The sequence below is a fragment of the Nonomuraea sp. CA-143628 genome (assembly GCF_050942315.1).
Taxonomy (GTDB): Bacteria; Actinomycetota; Actinomycetes; order Streptosporangiales; family Streptosporangiaceae; genus Nonomuraea.
Genome location: NZ_CP192072.1, coordinates 9912284 through 9937578, shown reverse-complemented (window position 1 = coordinate 9937578; position 25295 = coordinate 9912284). Strand labels below are relative to the sequence as shown.

Sequence of the window (25295 nt, the reverse complement as noted above, 5' to 3'; positions counted from 1 at the left end):
GCCATAGGATGGGCGAGTGAGTCTCTATCGTGACGAAGGCGTGGTTCTGCGCACGCAGAAGCTCGGTGAGGCCGACCGCATCGTCACCATCCTGGCCAAGCGCACCGGCAAGGTCCGCGCCGTGGCCAAGGGCGTGCGCCGCACCACCTCGCGCTTCGGGGCCAGGCTGGAGCCGTTCACCCACGTCGACCTGCAGCTGCACACCGGCCGCACCCTCGACGTCGTCACGCAGGCGGAGACCATCAGGCCCTACGGCGAGGCGCTGGCGATCGACTATCCCCGCTACACCGCGGGCACGGCGATGCTGGAGACCGCCGACCGGCTCACGCAGGGCGAGAAAGAGCCGGCGCTAAGGCAGTTCCTGCTGCTGGTGGGCGGGCTGCGCACACTGGCCGACGGCGAGCACGAGGCCAGGCTGGTGCTCGACGCCTACTTCCTGCGCTCCCTGGCGGTCGCCGGCTACGCCCCCGCGCTGGACGCGTGCGCCCGGTGTCAGGCCCCGGCGATCAGGGCGTTCGCCATCGTGGCCGGTGGCGTGGTGTGCGGTGCGTGCAAACCGTCCGGATCGGTGGTGCCCGCGGGGGAGACGATCGGGCTCATGACCGCGCTGCTGCGCGGCGACTGGGCCACGGCCGACGCCTCGCAGTCACGGCATCGCGGCGAATGCAGCGGCCTCGTCGCCGCATATCTCCAATGGCACCTCGAACACGGAATACGCTCTCTCCGACACGTCGAAAGGGAGCCTGTGTGAACGTCCGACCCCCGACCCCGCATCCGTCCGGCGCGGTCGCGCCGCCGATCCCGCGTGACCTGGTGCCCAAGCATGTGGCCATCATCATGGACGGTAACGGCCGCTGGGCCAAGGCCCGCGGGCTGCCGCGCACCGAAGGGCACAAGGCCGGCGAGGCGTCGCTGTTCGACGTCATCGAGGGCGCGCTGGAGCTGGGCATTCCCTACCTGTCCGCGTACGCGTTCTCCACGGAGAACTGGAAGCGCTCGCCCGACGAGGTCCGCTTCCTCATGGGCTTCAACCGCGACGTCATCCGGCGGCGCCGTGACGAGTTGCACGCGATGGGCGTACGGGTGCGCTGGGCGGGCAAGCCGGGCCGCCTGTGGAAGAGCGTGATCTCCGAGCTGCAGACCGCCGAGGAGCTGACCAAGGACAACCGGAAGCTGACGTTGCAGTTCTGCGTCAACTACGGCGGCCAGGCGGAGATCGTCGAGGCGGCGCTACGGCTGGCCGACGACATCGCGGCGGGCCGGGTCAAGCCGTCGAAAGTCAACGAGAAGGTGTTCGCCCGTTATCTGGACGAGCCGGAGATCCCGGAGGTCGACCTGTTCGTACGGTCGTCGGGGGAGCAGCGGTTCTCCAACTTCCTGCTGTGGCAGTCGGCCTACGCCGAGATGGTGTTCCTCGACCGGCTCTGGCCGGACTTCGACCGCCGCGATCTCTGGGAGGCGTGCGAGACCTTCGCCAAGCGCGACAGGCGCTACGGAGGGGCGATCCCCAACCAGATCCCCAACCAGGTCTAGCCCCACCAAATGCCCCATCAGACGATATTTCATGACAAGTCATGTCTTGTTATGGTCGGGCCCTTGCAAAGCTGACACGTTCTCTTCACTCTTCTCCCCATAGGCGTAAAGATCAGCTCTACTCCATGGCGTGAAGGAGAGCGTGTGCCGTCCACCCCCCATTGGCGTGCGATCTTGATCGCGGTCGCCGCCGCTGTCACCCTCATCCTCCCCCAGGGCGTGGCCCAAGCCGCGCCCGATCCGGGAAAGATCAATCAATCCGTCCAGGCCGACCTGGCAGCGGACGGAAAGGCCACCTTCTGGGTACGCCTGAAGGGCACCGCCGACCTCAGCGGTGCCCGCCGGGCCACGACCAAGGACGACAAGGCCGAGCAGGTCTTCGAGGCCAAGACCGCCAAGGCGGGCAGCTCGCAGGCGGCCCTGCGCAAGCTGCTGGACTCCCATGAGGCCGACTACACCCCGTACTGGATCGTCAACGCCGTCAGGGTGACCGCCGGCCCCAAGCTGGCGGCCGAGATCGCCACCCTGCCGGAAGTGGACCGCATCGACCCCGTACGGACCGTGTCGCTGCCGAAGCCGGCGCCCGGCAAGGCCGAGGCGAAGGTCAACGCCGTCGAGTGGAACATCGACCGCGTCAACGCCCCGCGCGTCTGGAACGAGCTCGGCGACCGCGGCGAGGGCATCGTGGTCGGCACCATCGACTCCGGCGCCCAGTTCGACCACCCCGAGCTGGCCGCCGCCTACCGCGGCAGGAGCCCTGACGGCTCCGTCGACCACAACTACAACTGGTTCGACCCGGCGCACATCTGCCCGAGCGCGGCGCCCTGCGACAACCTGGGGCACGGCACGCACGTCATGGGCACCATGGTCGGAGTCAACGGCATCGGTGTGGCGCCCGGCGCCAAGTGGATCGCCGCCAAGGGCTGTGAGGTCAACACCTGCACGGACGCCTCGCTGCTCGCCGCCGGCCAGTGGATGCTCGCCCCCACCGACCTGAACGGCGCCAACCCGCGCCCCGACCTGGCCCCCGACATCGTCAACAACTCCTGGGGCGGCGTGGGCTTCGATCCCTGGTACAAGGAGATCGTCGACGCGTGGATCGCCGCCGGCATCTTCCCGGCCTTCGCCAACGGCAACGAGGGGCCCGCGTGCCGGACCAGCGGCTCGCCCGGCCAGTACGTGAACAGCTACAGCGCGGGCGGCTTCGACGTCAACAACGTCCTGTACGCCCGCTCCAGCAAGGGAGAGGGCGAGAACGGCGAGATCAAGCCGAACCTGGCCGCCCCCGCCGTGGACGTCCGCTCGTCGGTGCCCGGCAACGGCTACGACAGCTACACGGGCACATCGATGGCCTCGCCGCACCTGGCCGCGACGGTGGCGCTGATCTGGTCGGCCTCACCGGGGCTCCAGGGTGACGTGGCCGCCACCCGGCCGCTGCTCGACAGCACCGCGATCGACGTCAACGACACCAGTTGCGGCGGCACCGCCGCCGACAACAACGTCTGGGGCGAGGGCCGCCTGGACTCCTTCGCCGCGGTGTCGGCCGCGCCGCGCGGGGGTCTCGGCGACCTCAAGGGTACGGTCACCGCCGCGGGCAGCCCGGTGTCGGGTGCCACGGTCACCCTGTCCGGGCCGCTGAGCCGTACGGTGGTCACCGGTACGGACGGGACGTACGCCGTCCCGCGCCTGCTGCCGGGCGACTACCAGATCGCCACGGAGAAGTTCGGCTACGACAAGGGCAGCGCGACGGCGACGATCGCGGCCGACCAGAGCACCACCGCCGACGTGACGATGACGCAGAAGGCCACGGGCGTGGTGACCGGCACGGTCACCACGGCGGGCACGCCGGAGCCGGGCGCCAAGGTCGAGGCGGCCGGCACGCCCGTCAGCGCGGTCACCGACGCCGCCGGCCGTTACCGGATGACGCTGCCGAACGGCACCTACGACCTCACGATCACTCCGGCCTCCCGGTGTGCCAGCGGCGCCACGGCGTCCGTCACGGTGGCCGGGGACGTGACCAAGGACGTCGAGCTGCCGTTGCGCGGTGACGACTTCGGCTACACCTGCCGCAGCGCCGCCGCCCCGTACGTCGCGGGCACCGACAAGCTCGCGCTCTCGGGCGACGACGAGGCGCAGCAGGTGACGTTGCCGTTCCCGGTCCCGTTCTACGGGGTGGGGCAGAGCAAGGCGTGGATCAGCACCAACGGGTTCGCCACCTTCGCCACCGACAGGGTCGTCACCGGCAGCAACGGCAAGCTGCCCAGCGCCGGTACGCCCAACAACGCCGTCTACCCGTACTGGGACGACCTGGTGGTGGACGCCGACAGCGGCGTCTACACCGGCGTCACGGGGACGGCGCCGCACCGCCAGTTCGTGGTCGAGTGGCGCAACGTGAAGTTCTACTCGGCCACCGATCAGCGTGTCTCGTTCGCGGCCCTGCTGGGCGAGGACGGCACGATGAGCTACCGCTACAAGGACATCGAGAGCGAGCGCGACAAGGGCACCAGCGCCACGATCGGCATCGAGAACGCGACGGGCACCGACGCGCTCCAGTACGCCAACGAGGAGGCCGCGCTGTCCAACGGGCAGGGCGTGACGTTCGTCGCGAGCAGGCACGGCCTGGTGACCGGCACCGTCACCGACGCCAACGACGGCAAGCCGCTGGCGGGCGCGACGGTGAAGGTGGGCGACGTGGCCACCTACACCACCGGCGAGGACGGCGCCTTCTACGGGCAGGTCCTGGCCGGCGACTATGAAGTGGTGGTGTCGAAGGAGAACTACGGCACCTTCACCAAGACCGTGACGATCGCGCCGACGACGGTCACCAGGATCGACACCGCGCTGGTCACCGGCCGGGTCAGCGCCTCGGTCAGTGAGCTGACCGTGGTGATGCCCACCAACGCCGCCAGGACCCGCACGATGGAGCTGACCAACCTCGGCTCGCCCACGGCGTACACCGTCACCACCGACCCGGCGCAGACCTGGATCGGCGTCACACCGACGGCGGGCGATCTGGCCAAGGGGCAGGCGGTCACGCTGAAGGTCAGCGTGTCCAGCACCGGCGTCCAGCCGGGCACGTACCGCTCGGGCAAGCTGATCGTGAAGTCGGCCAGCGGGCGGCAGCCGATCATCGAGGTCACGGTGACGGTCGTGGTGCCCAAGCTCCAGGTGGCCGTGGAGGCCGGCGGCACCAAGGCCGTGACCGACACCGCCGGTGACGCGTGGACGGCCGACAAGAAGTACAGCACCGGCGGCTACGGGTATATCGCCACCTCGACCCGTACGACCACCTCGTCCAAGGCCATCAAGGGCACCGACGACCAGGCGCTGTTCAAGACGGCTCGCGAAGGGATGCTGGAATACCGCTTCGACAACGTGCCGGCCGGGACGTACACCGTCGAGCTGGACTTCGCCGACGTCAAGTCGACGCAGATCGGTCGCCGGGTCTTCGACGTGCTCGTCGAGGGCCAGCTCGCGATCCCGGCGCTGGACCTGGCGCTGGAGGCGGGCACGTACACGGCCGTCAGCAGGCAGTACACGGTGAAGGTCACCGACGGCCAGCTCAACGTCCGCTTCGCCACGCGGCAGGGCATGACGATCGTCAACGCCATCCGCGTCTCGGAGCGGCCCGACAAGGTCTCGTGAAATAGCCAGAAATGACCCGGGCCCGCCTCTAAGGCGGGCCCGGGAGGCTTTTCAGTGCAGTATCGCAGGTTCGCCGTCATTGTGAACTGGATTCCGAAGGATGATCGTCCACAGTCGGGGAGGCCAGGGGCAGGGTGACCGAGACCTCGAATCCGCCTGACGGCTTCGAGGCGGCCGTGACCGTTCCCCCGTAGAGCTTGACGCGTTCGCGCATGCCGATCAGGCCGTGACCATCCCCCTCCGGGGTGACGGCCGGGCCGCTGCCGTCGTCGGTGACGCGCAGCTCCAGCTCGGCGCCGTAATGGAGCGAGACCGTCGCCGTCGCCGGGCCCGCGTGCTTCAGCACGTTGGTGAGGGATTCCTGGACGATCCGGTAGGCGCACAGGTCGATTCCCGGAGGTAACGGGCGTACGGCGCCGGTGATCGACATCTTCACCGGCAGGCCGGCCGAGTTCACCCGTTCCACCAGCTGTTCGAGCCGTTGCAGGCCAGGTGCCGGGTCATAACCGTCCGCGTCGTCGTTCGCTTCTATGCGCAGGACGGACAGCAGCCGTCTCATCTCGCCCATGGCCTCGCTGCCGGTGTCGGCGATGGTGGTGAGCGCGCCGCGCGCGGTGGCGGGATCGGTGCCGAAGACGTACCGGGCGAGCCCCGCCTGGAGCACGATGACCGACATGTGGTGGGCGACCACGTCGTGCAGCTCGCGGGCGATGCGCACCCGTTCCTCGGTGACGGCGCGCCGCGCCTTGTCCTCCTGCTCCTGGCGCAGCCGTCCGGTGAGGTGGGCCAGCTGCTTGTTGCGCTCGACCAGCATCCGGGTGCTGTTGCCGAACGTCCAGGCGACGGCGACCATGATGCTCACCTGCAGGATGTTCGGCCAGGCGAAGTCGGGCGGGGCGAGGAAGGCGGCATGCCACCAACCGGCCGCCATGGGAAGCACGCAGGGGAGCGACACGGCCGGACGCCACCGGCTGGCCACGGTGTACAGCGCCAGCAGCGGCGCCACTTCGTTGAACCTGGAGTCGTAACCGGCCAGGTGGAAGACGAGCGCCGCGGCGCAGGAGATCGCCAGCACGGTGATGGGCGCGCGCCGCCGCCAGGCCAGTACGAGGTTGGCCACCAGAGTCAACGCCACACCGACGGCATCCAGGGGACGCTCCGCGTAGCCCGCCTCGGCCCCGCCAACGGAGAACATGAACGTCAAGGTGATGGCGGCGACCGCCGCGCCGAAAGCCAGGTCGACGATGAAAGGGTTCATCGCGGCCAGCCGTCTGAGGGACGACAGCAGCTTTACCCGCATCAGCGCATGTTAGCGGCGATCTCCGCGCGCCGCTGGACGGCTTGGGCGCGGACCATCCGCGCGTACAGGCCGTGCCGGTCGCCGAGCAGTTCCGGGGGCGTGCCCGACTCGGCCACGCGTCCGCCGTCCAGGACGACGACCGTGTCGAACGCGTCCAGACCCCCGAACCGATGGGTGATCATCACCGTGGTCAGCCCCCTTCGGCGTTCCAGAACCGCTTTGACGACCTCGCGTTCGGTCAGCGGGTCGAGCGCGGACGTCGCCTCATCCAGGACCAGGACGGGCGCGTCGCTCAGGAGCGCGCGGGCCAGGGCGAGGCGCTGGCGTTCACCGCCGGAGAACAGCGCCCCGCGCTCGCCGACCACGGAGTCGTAGCCGTCTGGCAGGGCCATGATCCGCTCGTGCATCCTGGTGGTCGCGCAGGCCGCGACCAGGTCGTCCAGGCCGGCGTCGGGGGCGGCGTAGCGGAGGTTGTCGGCGATGGAGCCCTGGAAGAGCAGCGCCTCCTGTGGGGCCAGGCAGACGCGTCCGCCGGTCCGTACGGAGCCCTCCGCCGGTTCGTACAGACCGGCGAGCAGGTGGCCGAGCGTCGTCTTGCCCGATCCGTTCGGGCCGACGATCAGGGTGGCGGAGGCGGCGGGCAGGTCGAGGGTCACCTCGCGCAGCGCCCACCGGGTCTCGCCCTCCGGCCCCGCGTAGGCGTACGAGGCGTCCGCGACGCGCACCTCACCCGCTCCTGCTCCGCCCACGGGCGGCGGCGATCCCGGGGGCAGGTCCAGGTACTCGAAGACCCGCTCGAAGGCCGCCTGGGCGGTGCGGAACTCCGTCGAGATGTGCAGGATCTGCCAGAGCGGCTGGTAGAGCCTCGACTGCAGGACCACGAACGCCATGAGCGTGCCGGGCGTGATCCCGTCCATGAGCCCGGCCGCGACGAACACGATGTACGGAGTCAGGACGAAGAAGATGTGCCCCGCGCTCAGCACCGACTGAGCGGCCAGGCTGGCGCGGACGCCCAGCCCGGCCAGCCGTTCGCTCTCCGCGGCGAACACCTCGGCCTCGTGGTCGTCGCGCCCGTGCACCCTGGCGAGCGTGATGCCGCCCAGGGAGAGGCGTTCGGCGGCGATGGAGGCGATCTCCGCGCGGGCGCGCTGGCCGGCGGCGGAGAGGATCTTGAGCGCGCGTCCCGAACGCGCGGTGACCCACAGGATGGTCGGCGCCAGGCAGAGGGTGACCGCCGCGAGCCGCCACGACAGCGAGAACATCGCCCCCAGCGCGAACAGGAACCCCAGCAGGCTGCCGAGCAGGCTGGGCAGCGTGTCCTTGATCGCGTCCTCGATCTGGTCGGTGTCGTTGGCCAGCCTCGACTGGATCTCGCCGCTCCGGGCGGCGGCGAAGAAGCCCAGCGGCATCCGCTGCAGGTGGCCGAACAGCCGCGTACGCAAGGAATGGATGACCCGCTGGGCCATGCGGGCCGAGATCCACGCCTGGGCCAGGTCGACACCCGCCGCCCCGGCCGCGACGACCGCCGCCAGAGCGGCGATCAGGGCCAGCAGGCCCGGCCGCGGGCCGCCCGCCCCGAACAGGGCGCGGTCGAAGACGACCTGGGTCAGCAGCGGCACGGCCGCGTTCAGCGCGGAGAAGATCGCGACCAGCAGCACGACGAGCAGGACGGCCCGACGGTACGGCGTGAACAGCCGGATGATCCTGCGGATCGTCACGACGCCTGCCCTCTCGGAGATCTGGAAACGGCGTGCGGCCGATGCCAGGCCGCACGCCGCTCTCTTCATCAGTTGGTGTCGGTGCAACCCGGGTGCTTGATGCAGTTGCTCAGCAGCGCCGACTCCGAGGTGCTCGGCTCACGCTCCTGCAGGTTCTGCAGGTCCTGAACGTCGAAAGACATGTTCTCCCCCTCTCTCTGGTTCCGTTCCTTCGGTATCACCGTGCTCGAAGCACGGTGAGCTCATGGGCTGGGCGCCCGATGACGTCGTCGAGCATCCACAGGCGCTGATGTCCGTGTCGCAGGCGCAGCAGGAAGGCGAGGACGCCCGAGGTCCCGCCCAGGTAGGTCGGCAGGATCCGGCCCAGGCGGTCGGGCACGTGCAGCCGCCCCGCGCGCCTGACGGCTCGCGTGGTCAGGCAGGTGGCCAGATCCTCCGCCCGTCGGTGGTACCGCGCGTCTCCGGTGAATTCGGCCATGTCGAGCAGGAAGTCGCCTTCGCCCGGCAGGCCGTGGCACAGGACCGAGCCCGACTGCCACCTCGTCCGGTGTACGGCGACCGCCGCCTGTTCGGCGAGTTCCAGCGCGATCGGGTCGCCGGTGGCGTGCCAGTAGCGGATGAGGAACGAGCCGACGCCCGACGATCCGCTGCACCAATGGGGGCGGCGCGGCCGTACGGACCCGGGCTCGTCACGCCGGTACGGCCACCAGGCCGCACCCCGTTCGACATCGGCGTACGCGTAGAACGTGTGGGCCACCTCGCGCACGGTCTCCAGCCACTCCGCCTGGCCGAAGGCGACGCCCCCGTAGAGCAGGGCGGTGCCGATTCCCGCCAGGCCATGGGCGAAGCCGAAGTGGTTGGTGCCGGCGAGGCTGGAGTCATGGGAGGCCGGTGTCAGCCATTGCGGGCGCCCGTCCAGCGAGGACCGCGCGTCGTGCAGGTTCTGGAGCATCCGGGCGGCCCGCTCGCGCAGCGCGGCGTCGTCGGCGCGGATGGCCAGGCGCAGGGTGGCCATGGCGCACCCGGCCAGGCCGTGGGTCATGTCCGGGCTGGGATGGTCGGTCGGCAGCCGGTACGCGGCCCGCACCGCGAAGTCCCTCGACTCCGCGTCCCGCGCCGCCTCGTACAACGCCCAGAGGGCGCCGGATCGCCCGGCGTAGAGGCCGGACGGCCAGACGTCCTCCTCGGCGAGGCGGCGGCGGAGCCAGCGCGAGACGGTGCCGGCCTGTTCGGGCGGGAGAACCGGGAGGATGCCGGCCGCGCCGGCGCTCACCGCGCAGGGGTCGGCTTCGAGCCCGTAGGTGATGTTGGGCCAGGGGGACGGGCTGTCGGGGCGGTCGTCCATGGTCTCGGCCAGCCAGGCGAGCCCGTCGGCGACCAGGTCGTCCGCGCTCACGCGAGGCGGGAGAACACGTCGCGCGAGGGGCTCTTGGAGCTTGGCCAGGAAACGCGCGCAGGCATCGAGCGTCCAGCGGTGCTCGGGCTCGGCCAGCAGGCCCGCCACCATGGGCCGGAGCCGCGCCAGCGCGGGGTTGCTCGCGGCGACCCTGGCCAGGTGATCGCCGACGCGGGCGCCCCAAGCCGGGCCGGTCTCCTCGTCCTCCGCCAGGCCGAGCTCGGCGCCGACCGCGAGGAAGTACACCAGCGCGCCGAGGCTGTAGAGGTCCGCCGCCGCCGTGGGCGCCTGCCGGAAGGCTCCGGAGTACGGTGCCAGCTCCGGCGCGAGATAGCCGGGGGTGCCGCCGATCATGACGGTGCTGTCCCGCTTGGCCGCGTACTCCAGGTCGACGAGCCGGATCTGGCCGTCGGGCAGGATCATGACATTGCCGGGGGAGAGGTCCCGGAAGACGTAGCCCTGCTCGTGCACCTTTCGCAGCAGGTCGACCAGGCGCGCGACGACCGGTACGACCTGCTCGGCCGGGCAGCCGAAGCCGTCCCGGCCGAGAGACGTCGCGTGCGCCTCCGCCCATCGGTGCGCGGTGTGGCCCGGCACCAGCTCCTCGGCGAGGAAGGCGTGGCCGCCCTGTTCGAAGGAGTCCACGACGGCCGGTACGCCGCCGGTGGTGGCGAGGTCGTCGAGAGCCGAACGTTCGAGAGCCAGCCGGTCCTTGGCGTCCCGGCCGCTGAGGTCGGAGGAGGCATGCGGGCGACCCTCCTTGATGACGACCTCGCGGCCGGTCTTCGTGTCTTCGGCGATGTACACGCCGCCCCTGTTGGCGTGTCTGATCGCCTCCCGCACCACGAACCGGTCGTTGAGCATGACCGCGGCCGAGCCCGTCCTTTTCGCTGCTTGGGGGAAGGGGCAGGTCGCGAAGCTCGGCGGGGTGAAGGAGGCCGCCCGTTCGTCGCGGACCAGCTGTCCTCCCGGAGCGCGCAGCCGTACCTCGTAGAACCCGTCGTTCCCCAGTGTCCGGTGCCCGGAGAAGGCGCCATAGCGGTAGTGGACGAGGCCGCCCGCGCGGTAGGGCCGGTCGGAGAGGATCGCCGGGCCTGGCAGCCCCCTGGTGGCCTCGTCGAGGAGGGCGGCCAGGCGTACGGATTCGGCGTCGCCGGCCGGGTAGGCGGTGACGAACTTGCCCGCCTGCGCCCGCGCGCAGTGCGGGGCGAGCAGCTCCCAGTAGTCGCCGAGCCGGTCGGGGAACTTGAAGGCACAACCCGCCTCGATGAGCACCCGGGCGACCTGGGTCAGCACGAAGGGGGCCGACAGCATCGTGGCGGAGAGGTGCAGCTTCCATCCCTGATCGGGCATCGGGTAGCCGTCGGGAGTGACCCGGCACCAGAAATCGGCCGCTTCGATCACCCAGTCGCCGTCGCCGGACCGGGCCAGCTCGTCGGTCACGAGGTCGCGCAGAATGGTCGCGTCCGCCCCCATGGCACTACCTCCCGAAGTCCGGCGCCGCTCGTTGGAGCGCTCCATAGGAGGGTGGCCGACGGGCCTTGCATTTCGCTGACAGGGGCTGTCGGCGACTGACCGATCGTCAGAGGGGCGGCGAGCAAGGCCGCAGGTGTCAGCCCAGGAACTTCGCGATCGTCGTCACGAACCGGTCGGCGCCGTCGACCCACGGGAAGTGGCCCGCTCGCGGTTGAACGACGAACTCGGCCTTGGGGAACAGCCCGGCGTACTCGGCCACGAGGCTCGGGGGCGTGTTCAGGTCGACCTCGCCGGCCAGCAGCAGCACCGGCGCGTCGAACGCGGCCAGTGCCGCGCGGGTGGCGGCCGGGTCGTAGACGCCCTCGGCGCCGAAGGCGGCGGCGGCCTCATCGTTTCGATGACCTTCCTGAGCGGCGTGGTGGGCCTGTGCGGCCGCGTCCCACCGGCCGTAGAAGAAGGGGTCGATGGCAGTCCAGCTGTCGTCGGTGGCCTTGCCGCCCATGATCGCCTCAAGGGCCGCGAAGGCGGCCGCGAACCAGGGCTCGTCCTCGCGCAGCCGCGCGATCTTCAGCCGGTCCTCACCGGTGGCCGCGAGGCCGACGGCGAAGGGGCTCGGCGTGATCAGCGCGAGCTTGCCGACGCGTCGCGGATGCCGGGCCGTGTACAGGGCCGCGAGGTTCGCGCCGGCGCAGTGCGCGAGCAGGTCGATCCGGTCAAGACCGAGGTGCCCGCGCAGTGCCTCGACGTCGTCGACCAGCCGGTCACAGCGGTAGGAGGTGGCGTCCTCCGGCGTCGCGGACCGGCCGGTGCCCCGAGGGTCCACCATGATCAACTGTCGATGCGCCGACAGGCCGCCGAGCTCGCCGAGGTAGTCGGCGTCCTGCATCGGGCCGCCCGGCAGGCAGATCAGCGGGGTGCCCGCTCCGGACACCTGGTAGGCCAGGGTGGTTCCGTCAGGTGCGGAGAAGGCAGGCATGGCGTGGATCCTTTCAACGGTGTTCCGGCAGGGGCAACCGATTATCCCGAGCCCCGGCCGGCGTCCCGCGCCTGGTCAGCCGGGCCTGAAGTCAGCGGCCCGGGTCGAAGCGGCCGTCGATGACGGTCCAGCCCGCGTCGACGACGAGGTTGGTCCCGGTGACGTACGAGGCCGCGTCACTGGCCAGGAAGGCCACCGCGGAGGCGACCTCGTCGGCGCTGCCCCACCTGCCGAAGACGGTGTGCGCGCTGTAGGCGTCCCTGGCCTTGACGTCGTCCCACAGCGGCCGGGTGAGCGGGGTGTCGATGACTCCGGGGGCGATCGTGTTGACCCGGACTCCCCGGGGACCGACCTCGGTGGCGAGGCCGCGCACCATCTGCAGGATGGCCGCCTTCGTGGAGGCGTACACCCCGAGACCGGGCTCGACCATCAGCGCCCGCATGGACGAGCACGCGATGATGCTGCCTCCGCCCTGCTCCGCCATGACCGCGCTGGCCTCCTGGAGGAAGAAGAACGTGCCCTTGAGGTTGAGGCCGACGATGCGGTCGAACTCCTCCTCGGTGTAGGCGGCCATCCGCTTGCGGATGTTGATGCCGGGCGTGGACACGGCGATGTCCAGCCGGCCATAGGCGTCCACGGTCGTGCGTACGGCCTCCGCGACCTGCTCATGACTGCCCAGGTCGGCGGTGAGGCCCTGGGCGGTGCCGCCCTCGGCGACGATGGTCTTGGCCGTGTCCGCGGCGCCCGCGCCGTCGAGGTCGGCGCAGACGACGTGCGCTCCGAGACCGGCGAGCATCTGGGCCGTGGCCTGCCCGATGCCGGACGCCGCCCCCATCACGAGGGCCGGCTTGCCGGTGAGATCGAACAGGGCACGGTACCGGTTGGTCATCTTCTGTCTCCAGTGTCAGTGAGAGTGTTCTATGGAAGCATCCAGCCCAGTACGGGAGTGGACTGGAGGAGGACCAGCAGGGAGATCAGGGCCAGCAGGGCGAGGCTGTAGCCGATGACCTTGCGGAAGATGTCCCCCTCCTTGCCCTGCAGGCCGACCACGGCGGCCGCGATGGCCAGGGTGCGAACGGTCCTTCGCACTCCCTAGGGAACCTAAGGTTCTGCTGTGACCTCGTAGTGGTTTTGTTGAGGTTGATGGCGGTCAGGCGTCTGGAGGTGTACCCGGCTTGGGTTGGTGTGGATGAGCATGTGGCGGTCATGTTCGTGTCCTTGGCCGGAGGCGCTGTGGATCGGTTTTCGGCGCGGTCGGCGGGGTGTCCCCAGGCTGGTCTCGATCTCGTTGTCCACGCTGTGCCCGTGAAGGTGGCACGCAGGGTCGCAGCCGTGGCGGGCGAGTGGTCGTTGCGCTGTGCGGTCTGAGCGCGGGTGGGGTGTTGGCTCGTGGTGGGTTGAGAGGGTGGACGGTGTCCGGCGGCTGGGTATCGCTCACATGTTCTATCCCGCGCGGCGAACTGTTGGTAGTGTTGCCGTTACGCATCGTGCGGGTGGGGGTGGCGGGGATGCAGGTTGTGCGGGACACGCATCGATGCCGTCTCGCGTCGATGCCATCTGGCAGCGGGGGCGGCGCGTGAGTACGCTAACCGCGACCGCGACCTGCACCGCGCATGCCGCCACGGTGGAGAAGACCGGTGAGGTCGTTGCTCAGCCGCTCCTGGCGCAGCGGGTCGCCTGGCTGACCGGCCTGGCCCGGGATATCACCGCCCGTATCGTCGCTGCCCGGTGGAGTGTGGCAGATTTGGATGCGTTGGTGTCCGGGCGGGGGTTGGACGGGCGGGTGTTGCCGTCGAAGGGCTGGATGGCTGTCCGTCGACTGGGCTGGGGTGTGGGCCCGCGGCCGGGGGTGTATGTGTGCGATCGGGTGCTGCGGTGTGCGCAGGAGCAGGCCGCCCGCGCCTTGCGACTAGCACTGCACCGGCGCGTTATGGTGTCGGCGATCGTGGCGAGTTGGCCGCGCGATCCGGGTGCCCGGACGGACACCGAATGGGCGGCACTGCGCGCTGTGCTGCCCGGCGGGGTGAGCGCGGCGGAGATCCGTAACCGAACCCGGCAGATCCGCGCCTACCTCGACGCGCATGAGGTGTTCCCGGCTGATCTGACCGAGTTGGAGGACCCGCCGAAGGTGGCGACGCAGGTGGTGCTGGCGGCGGCCGACCGGCAACTGCTCACCCTGGAGCGCACAGGCGAGCGCGGCGCCCTGTTGCGGGTACGGCTTCCGCTGGTGGAGTTTCCCGCCTCCGCCAGGGACTGGGCGTGGCATGTGCTGCCGCTCGCGTTGCCGCCGACCGTCGCGCCGGAAGCGAAGCTGTGCGCCCCCACTGTGCGGGTGAGCAAGGGCCGGGTACGCGTCGACCTGCCGTTCCAGATCCCGATCACTGTCGCGCCCGCTACCGGCCATACGGTCGGGTGCGGCTTCGACTGGGGCCTCAACACCCTGCTGACCGGCACGGTAGGGGAGTTGGCCGAGGGCCGGGAGACCTCCGACGGCAGGGTGATCGGCGACGGGCGCCCGCTAGCCTACGACGCGCGCGGCATCAGCGCCAAGCTGCACCGGTTGCGGGCTGAGCGGCAGCACCTGACCGCCAAGCACCGCCACCAGGAACGGCTCCTGGCGCAGATCACGCCCGCCGACCCCCGTTTCGCCCGGCTGGCCGCAGCTTGTCAGCGCATCGGAGTCGAACACGAACGCCTGTGCGCCCGCATCCGGCACCTGAACAAGGCGCTGGCCTGGTCGGCGTCACGCTGGGCGGTCGACCAGGCGGTGTTTGCGGGGGCGACGGTCATCTATCTGGAAGACCTGGCCACCCTGGAAGCGCGCGGCCGCCGAGGACGGGCGAACGCGCGCCTGTCGGGGCAGGTACGCGGGCAGATCGTCGAAGCGATCCGGCACCTGGCCGCCAAGCACGCCGTCGCGGTGGTCACTGTCCCGGCGCGCGGGACCTCCCGTTGCTGCCCCCGCTGCGGCCAGGGTACGTCGGTGCTCACCCACTGCCCGGCCCCCGACCGGCTCACCGAGAAGGGCTGGACTTGGGCATACTGCCCGGCCTGCGGCCTGTCGTGTGACCGGGACCGGGCAGCCGCCGAGCGGATCGTCTCGCGCGGCCTGCTCGGCCAAAACGCCACCCGCACCCACCGCTCCACCGGCGCCCGCACCATCGTCACCGTCGTGGAAGGCAACGTGGCCCGCGCCCGCCGACCGCGCAAACCCACCCGCGCCGCCCGGCGCGCCCGCCGCACCCGAACCGACCTGCACCCCCGACCAGCCGCGCGCGACCGGTCCAAGAACCGGCCCACCCCGAAACGCCCCACCCGCACCCCCAACAACCTGACCAACACCTCGGCCGGCCGCTCAGCCAACAACCCGGCCGACCAAGCAATGACCTCCAGCCGTGTGCCCGACCGGCGCACGGTGCCCGTCCCACCGCCTGCCAGCGGTGGACAGCGTCCGGCGGGCCATGCACCCAAGCCGGGACGGCACCAGCCGTACCGGACAGGGCATGTCAGGAACTCTCACCACCGGACCGGCTTCCACCACGCCAAAGCCACCCCCGTACTCACACTCACCGAGCACCGGGACAGCCCAAAGCAGACCACGCCCGTCCGGGTTGCCTGATTCCTTCAGGGAACTACAGAGAATTCAAGACGCTCTGCGGGGAGATCATCTGCGGAGACAACCCCGTCTGCTGCGCCGCGGTGACCTGTACGGCTCCGAACAGCGCGTTCGAGGAGTTGTCCGGCTCGGTGATCGCCACGCCGATCCAGCCGATGACCGGCGAGAAGAAGGCGAACACCGCGCCCAGGGCGGCCAGGCCGCGGCCCAGTGAGCCGGTCTGGCCCGACAGGTTCATCACGTAGGCGAGCGCGAGAACGCAGAGCACGCACACGATCGTCCAGGTCAGCTGCTTGACCGTGACGGCGTTGATGCGAGCCGCCCGGCCCGCCGAGACCTTCAGCATCAGGGTGGTGAGCACTCCGGAGACGAAAAGGAGCGTGCGGCGGTCGGCAGGAAGTTGAACGAGAAGAGCGTGGCGACCGGTTTGCCCGTCGAGCCGGGAATGGACAATTCGGGCCAGTCGAACTCGATCGCGGCCGAGCTCAGCCGCCACCAGCGCCGCCAGACCCGCCCAATGCGCCCTCCACCGGAAGACGCCGAGTAGGACGAACATGAGCAACGGGATCGCGGCGACGAGGGCGGACAGCCCGAGCTGTCCGAGGACAGGGTCGAAGATCTGCTGGTACATGGACACAACCCCTCAGCGGGATCGAGATGGCCCCTGACACGGGGTCACCGGGGATGGAGGGTGTGGAGCGGCGATCCCCCGATGCCGCGAAAGCCGGCCGGAGCGTCAGGCGGTGACGATCGCCGCGTTCTCCCCCAGAAGCGCGAGAACGACCGCCGTGTCGAGCAGCAGCGAGGGGATCAGCCGGACCCGGAACACCGCGAGAATAGCCGCCACCTCGTCCGCGTGAGCCGTGTCGATCACCGGGACGGGCAGGCGGGCGGCAGCGGCGGCGGCGTCGGCCAGCACCTGCTCGCGCGCCGCGGCGTACTCCGCGCTGCGGGCGATCGGCTCCAGCCGCCGCCACACCTGCGGCATGAAGCCGCCGATCGCGCGGTAGTAGCTCAGCACCCGGGGATGACCGTGCACGGTGCGGATCTCCTCGTACACCCGCGCCAGTTCCTCGCCGGGCGGAGTGCCGTCCGGCACGATGTTGACCGCTTCCGGGGCGATACCACGCGGGCCCGGATCGGGGGTGGTGCCGTCGAGCGCGAGGGCCGCGGGGGCGCCCACGGTCAGCCCTCGGTACCAGCACGAGGCCAGCAGGAGGATCTCGGGCAGCAGCCGGTGGAACGTGATCGTGTAACGGCGGATGCCACCGGCCGCCGACGACTCCTCCGGCGCGGGCAGCAGCCGGGCCGGCACGCTCAGCCCCGCCGCGGCCTGCTTGAACTCGGGTGACCCGATGACCGGCTTGAACCGGTTCCAGGCCGGGACGAGGTAGTCGGGGTAGTTCGCGAGCGCCTGGAAGATCGGGCTGACGAACGGTACGCCCAGGTAGCCCGGTATCTCCTCGATCACCTGGGCGGTTTCGGGGGTCAATTCGGGCTTGCCGGGCAGCGACGGCAGGAGCACCGCGCCACGGGCGGCATCGCCGGGCTCCGTCGTGATGATCGCCTCAGTCCGCGGGCCGACCGACGAGGAGCTCTTCGAAGATTGCATGCAACGTAGGGTACAAATTTGGATCCAATCGCTCAAGAGGGTGTTTCATCACCGTTTCACATCTGTTGCCGATTCCCCCGCGACACGCTCCCAGCCTGTTCGGGAGCGTGTCGCGGGGGATGGGCCGACTGGCCTACGGCGCGGTCGGCTATCGGCGGTCGGGGCGTCGTGCCGCCCAGGCGGTCCGCGTGGTGCGGACGTGGAGGTCGCCCCGCCGCAGGAGGCCGTCGGGCCCCTCCTCGTCGAGAAGAGCGTCGAGTGCGGCCAGGTCGTCGGCGCTCAGCCGCCCTTCCAGGCCGGTCCGCATGCGTCGCAGGCACAGCTGGGCGTAGCGGCCGGTGGCGGCGGGCAGAGGGGGCGTCAGGTCGACGGTGAAGACCCGTTCGGTCTCGACGGTGAACCCGGCCCGGGTCAGGAGCGGGCCCCAGTCGGCGCCCATGTGCGGGAGCCGGGCGTTGCGCTCCTCGGCCATCGCGGCGTGGCAGCGCGCTTCGAGCCCGGGGCGGCCGATGCCGAGGTCGTCGGGCAGAAAGTGCGGGAAGGACTCCAATTCGACCGCCACCAGCAGCCCGCCGGGGCGGAGCGTCGTGCGGACGTCGGTGAGCGTGCGGACGGGGTCCGCCATGTGGTGCAAGGACGAGGCCGCCCACACCAGGTCGACGGGGTCGAGGTCGGGCCAGGTCGCGTCCAGATCCGCCTGAACGGTGCGGACACGGTGGGCCACGCCCCGTTCGTCGGCCTTGTTCCGGAGGTGGTGCAGATAGGGCGCGGACATGTCCAGCGCCGTCACGTCGGCCTTCTCGAAGCGCTCCAGCAGGGCGAACGTGCCGGTGCCGGTCCCGCTGCCGAGGTCGAGGAGGTGGCTGGGGGCCGGGTCGCCGGCGAGCCGGTGGACCCAGGCGGTCACCTCTGACAGGTACGCGTGCAGCACCTCCGCGTCGAGATCCAGGAGTTCGGTCATCACGGCGTCGTCGGATCCGGCCGTGGAGTGGTCGTGGTGGGTTGCCATGTTCGGAGACTATGTCCGCCTTGCCCTGTTGGCATAAGGTCTTGCGTATGAAGCAAGACGGAGACCTCGACGGCTTGGTCCGCAAGCGGATCAGGGGACTGCGTACGGCCCGCGGCTGGTCGCTCGACGATCTGGCGGCCCGCTGCTACCTCAGCCCGTCCACCCTGAGCCGGATCGAGACGGGCCACCGGCGCATCAGCCTCGACCAGCTGACCGCGATCGCCCGCGCCCTGGAGACCACCCTCGACCACCTCGTGGAGTCGGTCACCGACGACGATGTGGTGATCAGGCCCCAGCGCAACGAGGCGCGGGGGATGACCATGTGGACGTTGAGCCGGGAGCCGGGGCCGAACGGTATGACCGTGGCCAAGATGCGCCTCACCAAGCCGCCCCCGCGAGACCCCGCCGAGCTGAAGGTCCACCCCGGCAGGGACTGGTTCACCGTTCTGTCGGGAGCCGTCGTGCTCCTGCTGGGGGAGCGGACCATCGTGGTCGAGACCGGTCAGGCGGCGGAGTTCTCGACCATGATCCCTCACGCCTTCGGCGCCCACGACGGTCCGGCCGAGATCCTGACCATCCTGGAGCACGACGGAGAGCGCACCCATCTCCGCGCTTCGCCGTGACCGGGCCTTCAGGACAGGTAAAGCCCGGCGGACATCCCCAGGGCGTCGAGCCGGCGACTGGCCGCGGCCTGGACGTCCTCGACGTGGATCCGCGCCTGCCGCTCCGCGCCCTCACGGTCGCGGTTCGTCAGCGCCTCGACGATGCGCTGATGGCCCGCCACGCAGGTGACCACCTCGTCCGGGGTGAAGAGGACGGCCATGTTGTACGTGATGCCGAAGTCGCGGTTGCGCAGCCATTCGTCCAGCAGCCGGCCGTTGCCCGAGGCCCGCACGATGGCCTCGTGGAAATCGCGGTTCATCCGCCCCAGCTCGGCCCGTGGGCGCTGGATGAAGTCCGCCATCGGCCCGTCGTAGAACGCGGCGATGGTGTCCAACTGCTCCTCGGACGCGCGCACGGCGGCCAGCCCGGTGGCCATCGACTCCAGGGCGCACCGCACCTCGTAGATCTCGCGGATCTCGTCCGGCGTGTGCTCGCGCACCACCCAGCCCTGCCGCTCCCGGACGACCAGCCCCTGATCGACCAGCCGCATCAGCGCGACGCGTACGGGAGTGCGGCTGCTGTTGAGCCGCGCCGCCACCTCGTCTTCCGGAAGCCGCTGGTTGGGCCGGTATCTTCCCTGGAGTATCGCGGCGCGTATGTGCTCGTAAGCCTGGTCGCCGAGCGATTCCCCGCTACCCGCGCGGGGCCTCCTGCGCTTGACCGCAGGCTCCTCCGCACGTGCCTCGCCGGGTCGTTCGGCCATCAGTCCTCCGGTCCGTCGCCTGTCATGGAGATTCTTCCAGTATGCGATGAGATCCAGAAATCCCGGCAAAGCGTCGTTGGCTATGGTTGTGACCGTGTCAGGTGTGGCTCAGTTAGAAGCTCCACGGGTGTCCGAGGACGTGCCGGACGTCGTGGTCGTGGACGGGCAGGCGCAGTCCTACAGCGGCAACGTCCATGAAGAGCTCAAAGTGGTTCTCGTGCTCGACTCCGGCTTCACCGTTCGCAGACGTGGCACGACATTCCACGCCGCTCCCGGCCAACTGCTCGCTCTCCATCCGGACGACGCCCATTCCGGGCAGCCGGACGATCCCGGGTCGGCGCACTGGCAGATCATGTGCGTGTCGCCGTCCTTGATCGCCGAGGTCGCCGCGCCTGACGCCGTGCGCTACGGGGATCCGGTGATCCGGGACAGCGGGCTGGCCGACCGCTTCCGGTCCGTGCACAGCTCTCTCTACCTGCCGCCGGGGCAAGCCGGTTCGGCGCTGCGGCAGGAGACGGGGGTGCTGGAGTTCGTCGCCGCGCTGGCTCGGCACGCCTACGATGCCGAGGGCGGGAGGGACATCAGGCAGCGGGCCCCCGAGCTCGTACGTGAGTATCTGCGGGCGAACCTCTCCCGCAACGTGACGCTGGACGAGCTCAGCGCGATGGCGGACCTCAGCAAGTATCGGCTCGTCCGCGCGTGCACGGCGCGGTTCGGCCTGCCGCCGCACAAGCTGCATCTGCGTCTCCGGCTGGATCGCGCCAGGGAGCTGCTCCGGCACGGCGCGGGGATCGCCGAGGTCGCGTACGAGACGGGGTTCCACGACCAGCCCCATCTGACCAGGGTGTTCGCCCGAGCCTATGGGATGACCCCGGCCATATATCAGTCGACCTATCGAGGTACGACCTGGACCTCGCGCTGACCCCGGGCAGGGCGAGTGGACGGGGCAAGAACGTGCAATACGGATGCCGATCACGGTCGATAGGTTCCTTCATGACGCCGACTCGGCGCGAATATGAAGGAGATTCTGTTATGCGATACCGACTGCTTGGTCACACCGGTTTGAGGGTGTCTGAGGCTTTTCTGGGCACGATGACCTTCGGGCAGGACTGGGGATGGGGCGCCTCCATCGAGGAGTGCCGCAAGATGTTCGCCGCCTATGCCGAAGCGGGCGGGAACGTGATCGACACCGCCAACCGCTACACCGAGGGCAGCAGCGAGCAGATCGTCGGCGAACTGCTCGGCACCGACCGCGACCGCTTCGTGCTGTCCACGAAGTACACCCTGACCATGGACGGCGCCGACCCCAACGCCGGTGGCAACCACCGCAAGAACCTGGTCCGTTCGGTCGAGGCCAGCCTGCGCCGGCTGGACACTGACTACATCGACCTGCTGTGGGTGCACATCTGGGATCCCAGCACGCCCATCGAGGAGACCATGCGGGCGCTGGACGATCTCGTACGGGCCGGGAAGGTGCTGTATGTCGGGATCTCCGACGCGCCCGCCTGGCTGATCTCCCGCGCGAACACCATCGCCGAGTTCCGCGGCTGGACGCCGTTCGCCGGCCTCCAGCTGCCCTACAGCCTGGTCAAACGCGACATCGAGCGCGAGTTGCTGCCCATGGCCGCCGCTCTGGAGCTGTCGGTGGCCGCGTGGTCGCCCTTGGCGGGCGGCGTACTGTCCGGCAAGTTCACCCGGTCCGGTGCCGACGGTCCGTCCCGGGTCGACCGCGCCACCATCTCCGAACGTGACCTGAGCGTCGCGCGTACGGTGGACGCCGTGGCCGACGAGCTCGGTGTCTCCTCCTCGCAGGTCGCCATCGCCTGGACGCGGGCGCACCGGCCCTGGATCCACCCGATCCTCGGCGCCCGCACCCTGGACCAGCTGACCGACAACCTCGCCGCCATCGACCTGGAACTGCCCGAAGAAGCGGTGCGGCGGCTGGAGCAGGCCGCCTCGATCGACCTGGGCTTCCCGATGGAGTTCATCATGGACACCACCACCGACTTCGTCTACGGACCCAGCGGAAAGCTGGTCGACGGCCGCCCTGTCGGATAAGCGCGACGCCGGGCCGGATCGGCCCACCGGCCTCGCGTCAGCCGGGCGGCTGACTCACCCCTTTTGAAACAGGAGCCTCCCATGAGGTCTATTCGTCATGCCTTCTTGGCGAGAGCCCGCCGGCTCTCGGCGGTCATCGCGGTCGGCGCCGTCCTGGCCACCGCGCCCGCCACGGGCCCGCAAGCGAACGCCGATACCTGCGACCAGGCCTGCCAGATCGACTGGGCCTGGACCGCCCAGCGGCAGAACGCCCTGCCTCGCACCTCCTTCTACGACGCCCCCGACCCACTGCCGTGGGCGCCGAGCGGCACCCTGATCCGCGCGGCGGCCACCTCCGACTACGTGGTGGAGGACAAGCCGGTCAAGGCCGTCCGCGTGCTGTATCACTCCCGTACCTCCCGGGGCCGGGACATGGCGGTCTCCGGCGTCGTCCTGGTGCCGCAGGACCGCCCGCGCCCGGCGGGCGGCTGGAAGGTGGTCGTGGACGCGCACGGCGCCAGCGGCATCGCCGCGGACTGCGCGCCGTCGCTGATGCGCGATCTGTACCACGGCAACCAGATGGTCCGCTTCCTGGAGCAGGGGTACGCGGTCGTCGCCCCAGACTACGCGGGCCTGGGTACGACCGGCCGTCCGGAACTGGTGAACAAGACCGCCGAGGCGGAGGACATCGCCGGGGCGGTGCGGTCCGCGCGCCAGGCGGTTCCGGGCCTGTCGGGCGACTGGGTGCTGTGGGGCCACTCTCAGGGCGGCGGCGCCGCACTCGGCTTCGCCGAACGCCAGGTGACGCGCCCCGAGCCGGGCTACCGGGGCGTGGTCGTCACCTCGCCCGCCGCCGACCTGCCCGCGCTGGCCGCCCACGTCGCCACGACCGTCCCGTACGGCGGGTTCGCCCCGCTGCTGGCGCAGGGCGCCGCCTACAGCGATCCGAAGATCGACATCGGACGTCTCCTGACCCCCGCCGCCCTGTCCCGCCTGGACGCCGCCCGCAACGGTTGCCTGGGCGTGGCCACCGCGGTCTACGCGGATCTGACCGGCCCGGCACTGGTCCAGCCTGGTTACTCCAGCGACCCGCGCTTCACCCAATACCTGCGCGACAACAGCCTCGGCTGGAAGCGCGTCGCCGGACCGGTGCTGTTCCTGCAGGGCGGTGCCGACACCGTCACCCCCGAGCCGGTCAACGCCAAGGTCGCCGCCCGCCTCCGCGCCACAGGCTCGCACGTCACCTACCGCGTGTACGACGGGCTCGAACACGACACGTACGGCACCACGATGGGCATCGACGACGGCGCCATGCCCGACATCCTCGCCTGGGTCGAGGCCCGGTTCGCCGCCGTTGAGACCCCTTGATGCGAGTTCTGACACGGCGTTCCCGGGCGAACACCCGGTGAACGCCGGATGTCGGAAATGCGTAGATGTGATCGTAACGACAGAGAGACACTTCGGACATATCAGACCGTGAAAGTGATCGCATGACGATCCCGTCCTCGCGATCAACGGTGACCGATGGCAGAAGCCTCTCCTGACGGGCCGTCACGGCCGCCCCTCGACATCGATCACGATCAGCTCAGGAAGCACGCGGCGCCCGCCTTCGACGACGCGTCCGAGGCGCTGCGGCGGGCCGTCAGGAAGGCCGCCGACGCGCTGGGCGCGCTGGGCGGCTGGCCGGTGAACGAGCCGGCCGACAAGGCGTTCGTCGAGTGGTACAAGCCGAAGCGCGACGAGATGCTCGGCATGATCGAGGACTTCGCGGCCGTGTACGGGGACATCGCCGACGGCATCCTGACCATGCGCCGCAACGTGGCCACCGTCGACTGGGGCATCGCCGACGACATCAAGATCGCGGACGTGCCGGTCTACAGCTGGCCGGTGGAGGACACCCCGTGATCCCCATCAGGCCGATGCTGTCGCCGACGGCCTTGAGCGGGGCCAGGGTCCTGTCACCCGCCACCCTGATGACGACCCTGCTGCTGGCCTCCGCCGGGACGATGGTCGCCCTGCGCGTCTACGCCGGGGTCACCGCGCCGGAGATCGACCCGGCGGAGCTGCGCAAGGCCGCCGCCGCCTTCCGCGAGCTGGCCGACGACCTGACCGGCCCGGAGCAGGCTCCTCCGCACGGCCACACCGGCGGCGTCGCCGGGATGGCCGACAGCGCCGCCGCCTCGGTGTGGAACAACAACGGCGGTCAGGCGGTGGACGCCTTCGCCCAGCTCTACATCCTGCGGATCATGGGCTTCCCCGCCGCGTTCGCCAAGGACTGCCGGGTGCTCGCCGCCGGCTGCGACGCCTACGCCGACCTGGTGGAGGGGGTGCGCAAGCAGCTCGCCGAGCTGGACAAGGCGATCGTGCAGCTCCTGTGGCTGGTCTGCTTCCAGCCGCTCACGACCATGTTGTACGGCGTGGCGCAGGCGATGGCCGCCGCCCAGATGGCGCGGCTGGTGAAGCTGGCCCAGACGGTCAAGGCCGTCTTCGGCGTCAACGTCGGCCGGATCCTGCAGATCTGCCTGCCGAAGTACGTGCTGACCACACTCAACTACGCCGCCATCGACGGCCCCGCCTACGCCGCCGGCTCGCTCACGCTGGACGCGGTGAGCGACGCCGCCCACGGCCGGCCGACGAGGTCGGCGGGCGAGAACACCAGGGAGTTCGGCGGGATCGTCGCCGGGAACACCGGCTACATCCTCGGCTACGACGTGGCCAAGCTGGGCCTGCCCGGTCCCGCCACGCGGGGTGGCGAGCTGGTGGCGCGGCTGTTCGGCTCGGGGTTCGGTTACACGCCGGTCAAGAGCGCCGTGGACGGCGACGGCGAGATCATGGCGACGCCGGAGGAGTGGGCGAGCAAGGTGGAGGGACACGGCCTGCGGGCGCTCATCTTCCCGCCGGGCTGGAAGTTCGGCCGCTGAGTGCCGATGCTGTGCGGCGGCCCGAGTTGATCCCTTCTTTGGCACCCGGCAGGATATCCGGACGCCCTTTACCCTCAATTTACGGATGACATGTCATACCGAAAGCTCCTGCCAGCGATCATCCTCGCTGTCGCGGTCACCACCACCGCCGCGCCTCCGGCCAGCGCCAACGGCTTCGGCAACGCCAACGGCTGCTGCCCCTTCGCCGACAACGGCAAGCACTGGTACAACTACGCGTCCCTGGAGACCCGTACCAGGACCGCTGTGAAGGCCGCCCTGCTCAACCTGGACTCCCAGACCGACATGACCGTGGCCGCCGACACCACCCCGGACCCGAGCACCGACGTCGAGTCGTTCGACCAGTACTACGTCGACTACTGGGACCTTGACTGGAACGGTTCCAGCACGGGCTACAACCTGTTCGCGTACTCGAAGTGCGTCAAGACCATCGCCCCGGCCGACAGCAGCCAGCCGTGGCGTTGCGACCAGTACGAGGCCCGCTACGATCTGGCCGACATCGACTGGATGACCGCGACCCAGCGGCAGGCCCTGGCGTGTCACGAGGTCGGGCACACGGTCGGGCTCGACCACTCCACCGAGTCGACGTCGTGCCTGAAGACCGGCTCGCACAAGATCATCAAATACAGCGCGCACGATGTCGCCCACATCAACGGCCGCTACTAGGAGACC

Annotated in this window: 21 protein-coding genes; 11 read left to right on the top strand and 10 right to left on the bottom strand. The window is 70.2% G+C overall.

Translation table 11 applies throughout. The annotated features are described in order from the left end of the window. The first annotated feature begins 16 nt into the window (after positions 1-16). The 3 genes from recO to ACQP2T_RS45000 all read left to right on the top strand — a co-directional run bounded on the left by recO (position 17) and on the right by ACQP2T_RS45000 (position 5178). Positions 17-751, top strand: coding sequence for a DNA repair protein RecO (gene recO / locus ACQP2T_RS45010; RefSeq protein ID WP_433510973.1), 735 nt, complete (start codon positions 17-19; stop codon positions 749-751). Next, positions 748-1533, top strand: coding sequence for an isoprenyl transferase (locus tag ACQP2T_RS45005; protein WP_358174189.1), 786 nt, complete (start codon positions 748-750; stop codon positions 1531-1533). The genes recO and ACQP2T_RS45005 overlap by 4 nt, the downstream gene beginning before the upstream one ends. Positions 1534-1677: 144 nt before the next feature. Further along, positions 1678-5178, top strand: coding sequence for a S8 family serine peptidase (locus ACQP2T_RS45000; protein ID WP_433510972.1), 3501 nt, complete (start codon positions 1678-1680; stop codon positions 5176-5178). Between the two features lie 76 nt (positions 5179-5254). On the opposite strand, the gene ACQP2T_RS44995 is transcribed toward ACQP2T_RS45000, so the two are convergent. The 6 genes from ACQP2T_RS44995 to ACQP2T_RS44970 all read right to left on the bottom strand — a co-directional run bounded on the left by ACQP2T_RS44995 (position 5255) and on the right by ACQP2T_RS44970 (position 13133). Further along, positions 5255-6478 carry a sensor histidine kinase gene (locus ACQP2T_RS44995; protein ID WP_433510971.1) on the bottom strand — a complete coding sequence of 408 codons (1224 nt, stop codon included), beginning with the start codon at positions 6476-6478 and terminating at the stop codon, positions 5255-5257. Continuing rightward, on the bottom strand, positions 6478-8196 hold the full coding sequence (locus ACQP2T_RS44990; RefSeq protein ID WP_433510970.1) for an ABC transporter ATP-binding protein: 1719 nt from the start codon (positions 8194-8196) through the stop codon (positions 6478-6480). Before ACQP2T_RS44990 ends, ACQP2T_RS44995 begins: the two co-directional genes overlap by 1 nt. A 217-nt stretch (positions 8197-8413) precedes the next feature. After that, a complete protein-coding gene (gene lanL, locus ACQP2T_RS44985; RefSeq protein WP_433510969.1) occupies positions 8414-11068 on the bottom strand; it encodes a class IV lanthionine synthetase LanL in 2655 nt (884 codons plus the stop codon). Between the two features lie 136 nt (positions 11069-11204). Next, positions 11205-12044 carry an alpha/beta fold hydrolase gene (locus ACQP2T_RS44980; RefSeq protein ID WP_433510968.1) on the bottom strand — a complete coding sequence of 280 codons (840 nt, stop codon included), beginning with the start codon at positions 12042-12044 and terminating at the stop codon, positions 11205-11207. 91 nt (positions 12045-12135) lie between these two features. Beyond that, positions 12136-12933 (bottom strand): SDR family NAD(P)-dependent oxidoreductase, encoded by a 798-nt coding sequence (locus tag ACQP2T_RS44975; protein ID WP_433510967.1) that lies wholly within the window; start codon positions 12931-12933, stop codon positions 12136-12138. A 29-nt stretch (positions 12934-12962) separates the two neighbouring features. Continuing rightward, entirely contained in the window at positions 12963-13133 is a 171-nt protein-coding gene (locus ACQP2T_RS44970) for an L-lactate permease (protein ID WP_433510966.1), read from the bottom strand. A gap of 487 nt (positions 13134-13620) precedes the next feature. Between ACQP2T_RS44970 and ACQP2T_RS44965 the strand changes: the two genes are divergently transcribed. Continuing rightward, positions 13621-15663: a zinc ribbon domain-containing protein gene (locus ACQP2T_RS44965; RefSeq protein WP_433510965.1), complete on the top strand. Its 2043-nt coding sequence runs from the start codon at positions 13621-13623 to the stop codon at positions 15661-15663. A 13-nt stretch (positions 15664-15676) separates the two neighbouring features. Here ACQP2T_RS44965 and ACQP2T_RS44960 read toward each other — a convergent pair whose 3' ends face one another. The 3 genes from ACQP2T_RS44960 to ACQP2T_RS44950 form a co-directional block, all read right to left on the bottom strand. Beyond that, entirely contained in the window at positions 15677-16291 is a 615-nt protein-coding gene (locus tag ACQP2T_RS44960) for an L-lactate permease (protein WP_433510964.1), read from the bottom strand. Between the two features lie 105 nt (positions 16292-16396). Then, complete coding sequence (locus ACQP2T_RS44955; RefSeq protein WP_433510963.1) at positions 16397-17272, bottom strand: halocarboxylic acid dehydrogenase DehI family protein; 876 nt, start codon at positions 17270-17272, stop codon at positions 16397-16399. Between the two features lie 148 nt (positions 17273-17420). Further along, positions 17421-18281, bottom strand: a complete 861-nt coding sequence (locus ACQP2T_RS44950) for a class I SAM-dependent methyltransferase (RefSeq protein ID WP_433510962.1) — start codon at positions 18279-18281, stop codon at positions 17421-17423. Between the two features lie 47 nt (positions 18282-18328). On the opposite strand from ACQP2T_RS44950, the gene ACQP2T_RS44945 reads away from it, so the two are divergent. Further along, entirely contained in the window at positions 18329-18904 is a 576-nt protein-coding gene (locus ACQP2T_RS44945) for a helix-turn-helix domain-containing protein (protein WP_433510961.1), read from the top strand. 8 nt (positions 18905-18912) lie between these two features. Here ACQP2T_RS44945 and ACQP2T_RS44940 read toward each other — a convergent pair whose 3' ends face one another. Further along, complete coding sequence (locus tag ACQP2T_RS44940) at positions 18913-19647, bottom strand: GntR family transcriptional regulator (protein ID WP_433510960.1); 735 nt, start codon at positions 19645-19647, stop codon at positions 18913-18915. A 127-nt stretch (positions 19648-19774) separates the two neighbouring features. Between ACQP2T_RS44940 and ACQP2T_RS44935 the strand changes: the two genes are divergently transcribed. From ACQP2T_RS44935 to ACQP2T_RS44910, 6 genes are all read left to right on the top strand, one after another. After that, entirely contained in the window at positions 19775-20569 is a 795-nt protein-coding gene (locus ACQP2T_RS44935) for a helix-turn-helix domain-containing protein (protein WP_433510959.1), read from the top strand. A gap of 170 nt (positions 20570-20739) precedes the next feature. After that, the gene (locus ACQP2T_RS44930; RefSeq protein WP_433510958.1) at positions 20740-21705 is read left to right on the top strand and encodes an aldo/keto reductase; all 966 of its coding nucleotides are present in this window, start codon (positions 20740-20742) and stop codon (positions 21703-21705) included. An 81-nt stretch (positions 21706-21786) separates the two neighbouring features. Then, on the top strand, positions 21787-23052 hold the full coding sequence (locus tag ACQP2T_RS44925; RefSeq protein ID WP_433510957.1) for an alpha/beta fold hydrolase: 1266 nt from the start codon (positions 21787-21789) through the stop codon (positions 23050-23052). A 156-nt stretch (positions 23053-23208) separates the two neighbouring features. Then, on the top strand, positions 23209-23589 hold the full coding sequence (locus ACQP2T_RS44920; protein WP_433510956.1) for a hypothetical protein: 381 nt from the start codon (positions 23209-23211) through the stop codon (positions 23587-23589). Then, the gene (locus ACQP2T_RS44915) at positions 23586-24605 is read left to right on the top strand and encodes a hypothetical protein (protein ID WP_433510955.1); all 1020 of its coding nucleotides are present in this window, start codon (positions 23586-23588) and stop codon (positions 24603-24605) included. The genes ACQP2T_RS44920 and ACQP2T_RS44915 overlap by 4 nt, the downstream gene beginning before the upstream one ends. A 90-nt stretch (positions 24606-24695) precedes the next feature. Further along, on the top strand, positions 24696-25289 hold the full coding sequence (locus ACQP2T_RS44910; protein WP_433510954.1) for a matrixin family metalloprotease: 594 nt from the start codon (positions 24696-24698) through the stop codon (positions 25287-25289). The last annotated feature ends 6 nt before the right edge of the window (positions 25290-25295 follow it).

Coding starts and splice junctions, on each gene's coding strand:
- ACQP2T_RS44995 (WP_433510971.1), bottom strand. CDS start 6,478: ATGCGGGTAAAGCTGCTGTCGTCCCTCAGACGGCTGGCCGCGATGAAC.
- lanL (WP_433510969.1), bottom strand. CDS start 11,068: ATGGGGGCGGACGCGACCATTCTGCGCGACCTCGTGACCGACGAGCTG.
- ACQP2T_RS44980 (WP_433510968.1), bottom strand. CDS start 12,044: ATGCCTGCCTTCTCCGCACCTGACGGAACCACCCTGGCCTACCAGGTG.
- ACQP2T_RS44975 (WP_433510967.1), bottom strand. CDS start 12,933: ATGACCAACCGGTACCGTGCCCTGTTCGATCTCACCGGCAAGCCGGCC.
- ACQP2T_RS44960 (WP_433510964.1), bottom strand. CDS start 16,291: ATGTACCAGCAGATCTTCGACCCTGTCCTCGGACAGCTCGGGCTGTCC.
- ACQP2T_RS44955 (WP_433510963.1), bottom strand. CDS start 17,272: ATGCAATCTTCGAAGAGCTCCTCGTCGGTCGGCCCGCGGACTGAGGCG.
- ACQP2T_RS44950 (WP_433510962.1), bottom strand. CDS start 18,281: ATGGCAACCCACCACGACCACTCCACGGCCGGATCCGACGACGCCGTG.
- ACQP2T_RS44945 (WP_433510961.1), top strand. CDS start 18,329: ATGAAGCAAGACGGAGACCTCGACGGCTTGGTCCGCAAGCGGATCAGG.
- ACQP2T_RS44940 (WP_433510960.1), bottom strand. CDS start 19,647: ATGGCCGAACGACCCGGCGAGGCACGTGCGGAGGAGCCTGCGGTCAAG.
- ACQP2T_RS44930 (WP_433510958.1), top strand. CDS start 20,740: ATGACCTTCGGGCAGGACTGGGGATGGGGCGCCTCCATCGAGGAGTGC.
- ACQP2T_RS44925 (WP_433510957.1), top strand. CDS start 21,787: ATGAGGTCTATTCGTCATGCCTTCTTGGCGAGAGCCCGCCGGCTCTCG.
- ACQP2T_RS44920 (WP_433510956.1), top strand. CDS start 23,209: ATGGCAGAAGCCTCTCCTGACGGGCCGTCACGGCCGCCCCTCGACATC.
- ACQP2T_RS44910 (WP_433510954.1), top strand. CDS start 24,696: ATGTCATACCGAAAGCTCCTGCCAGCGATCATCCTCGCTGTCGCGGTC.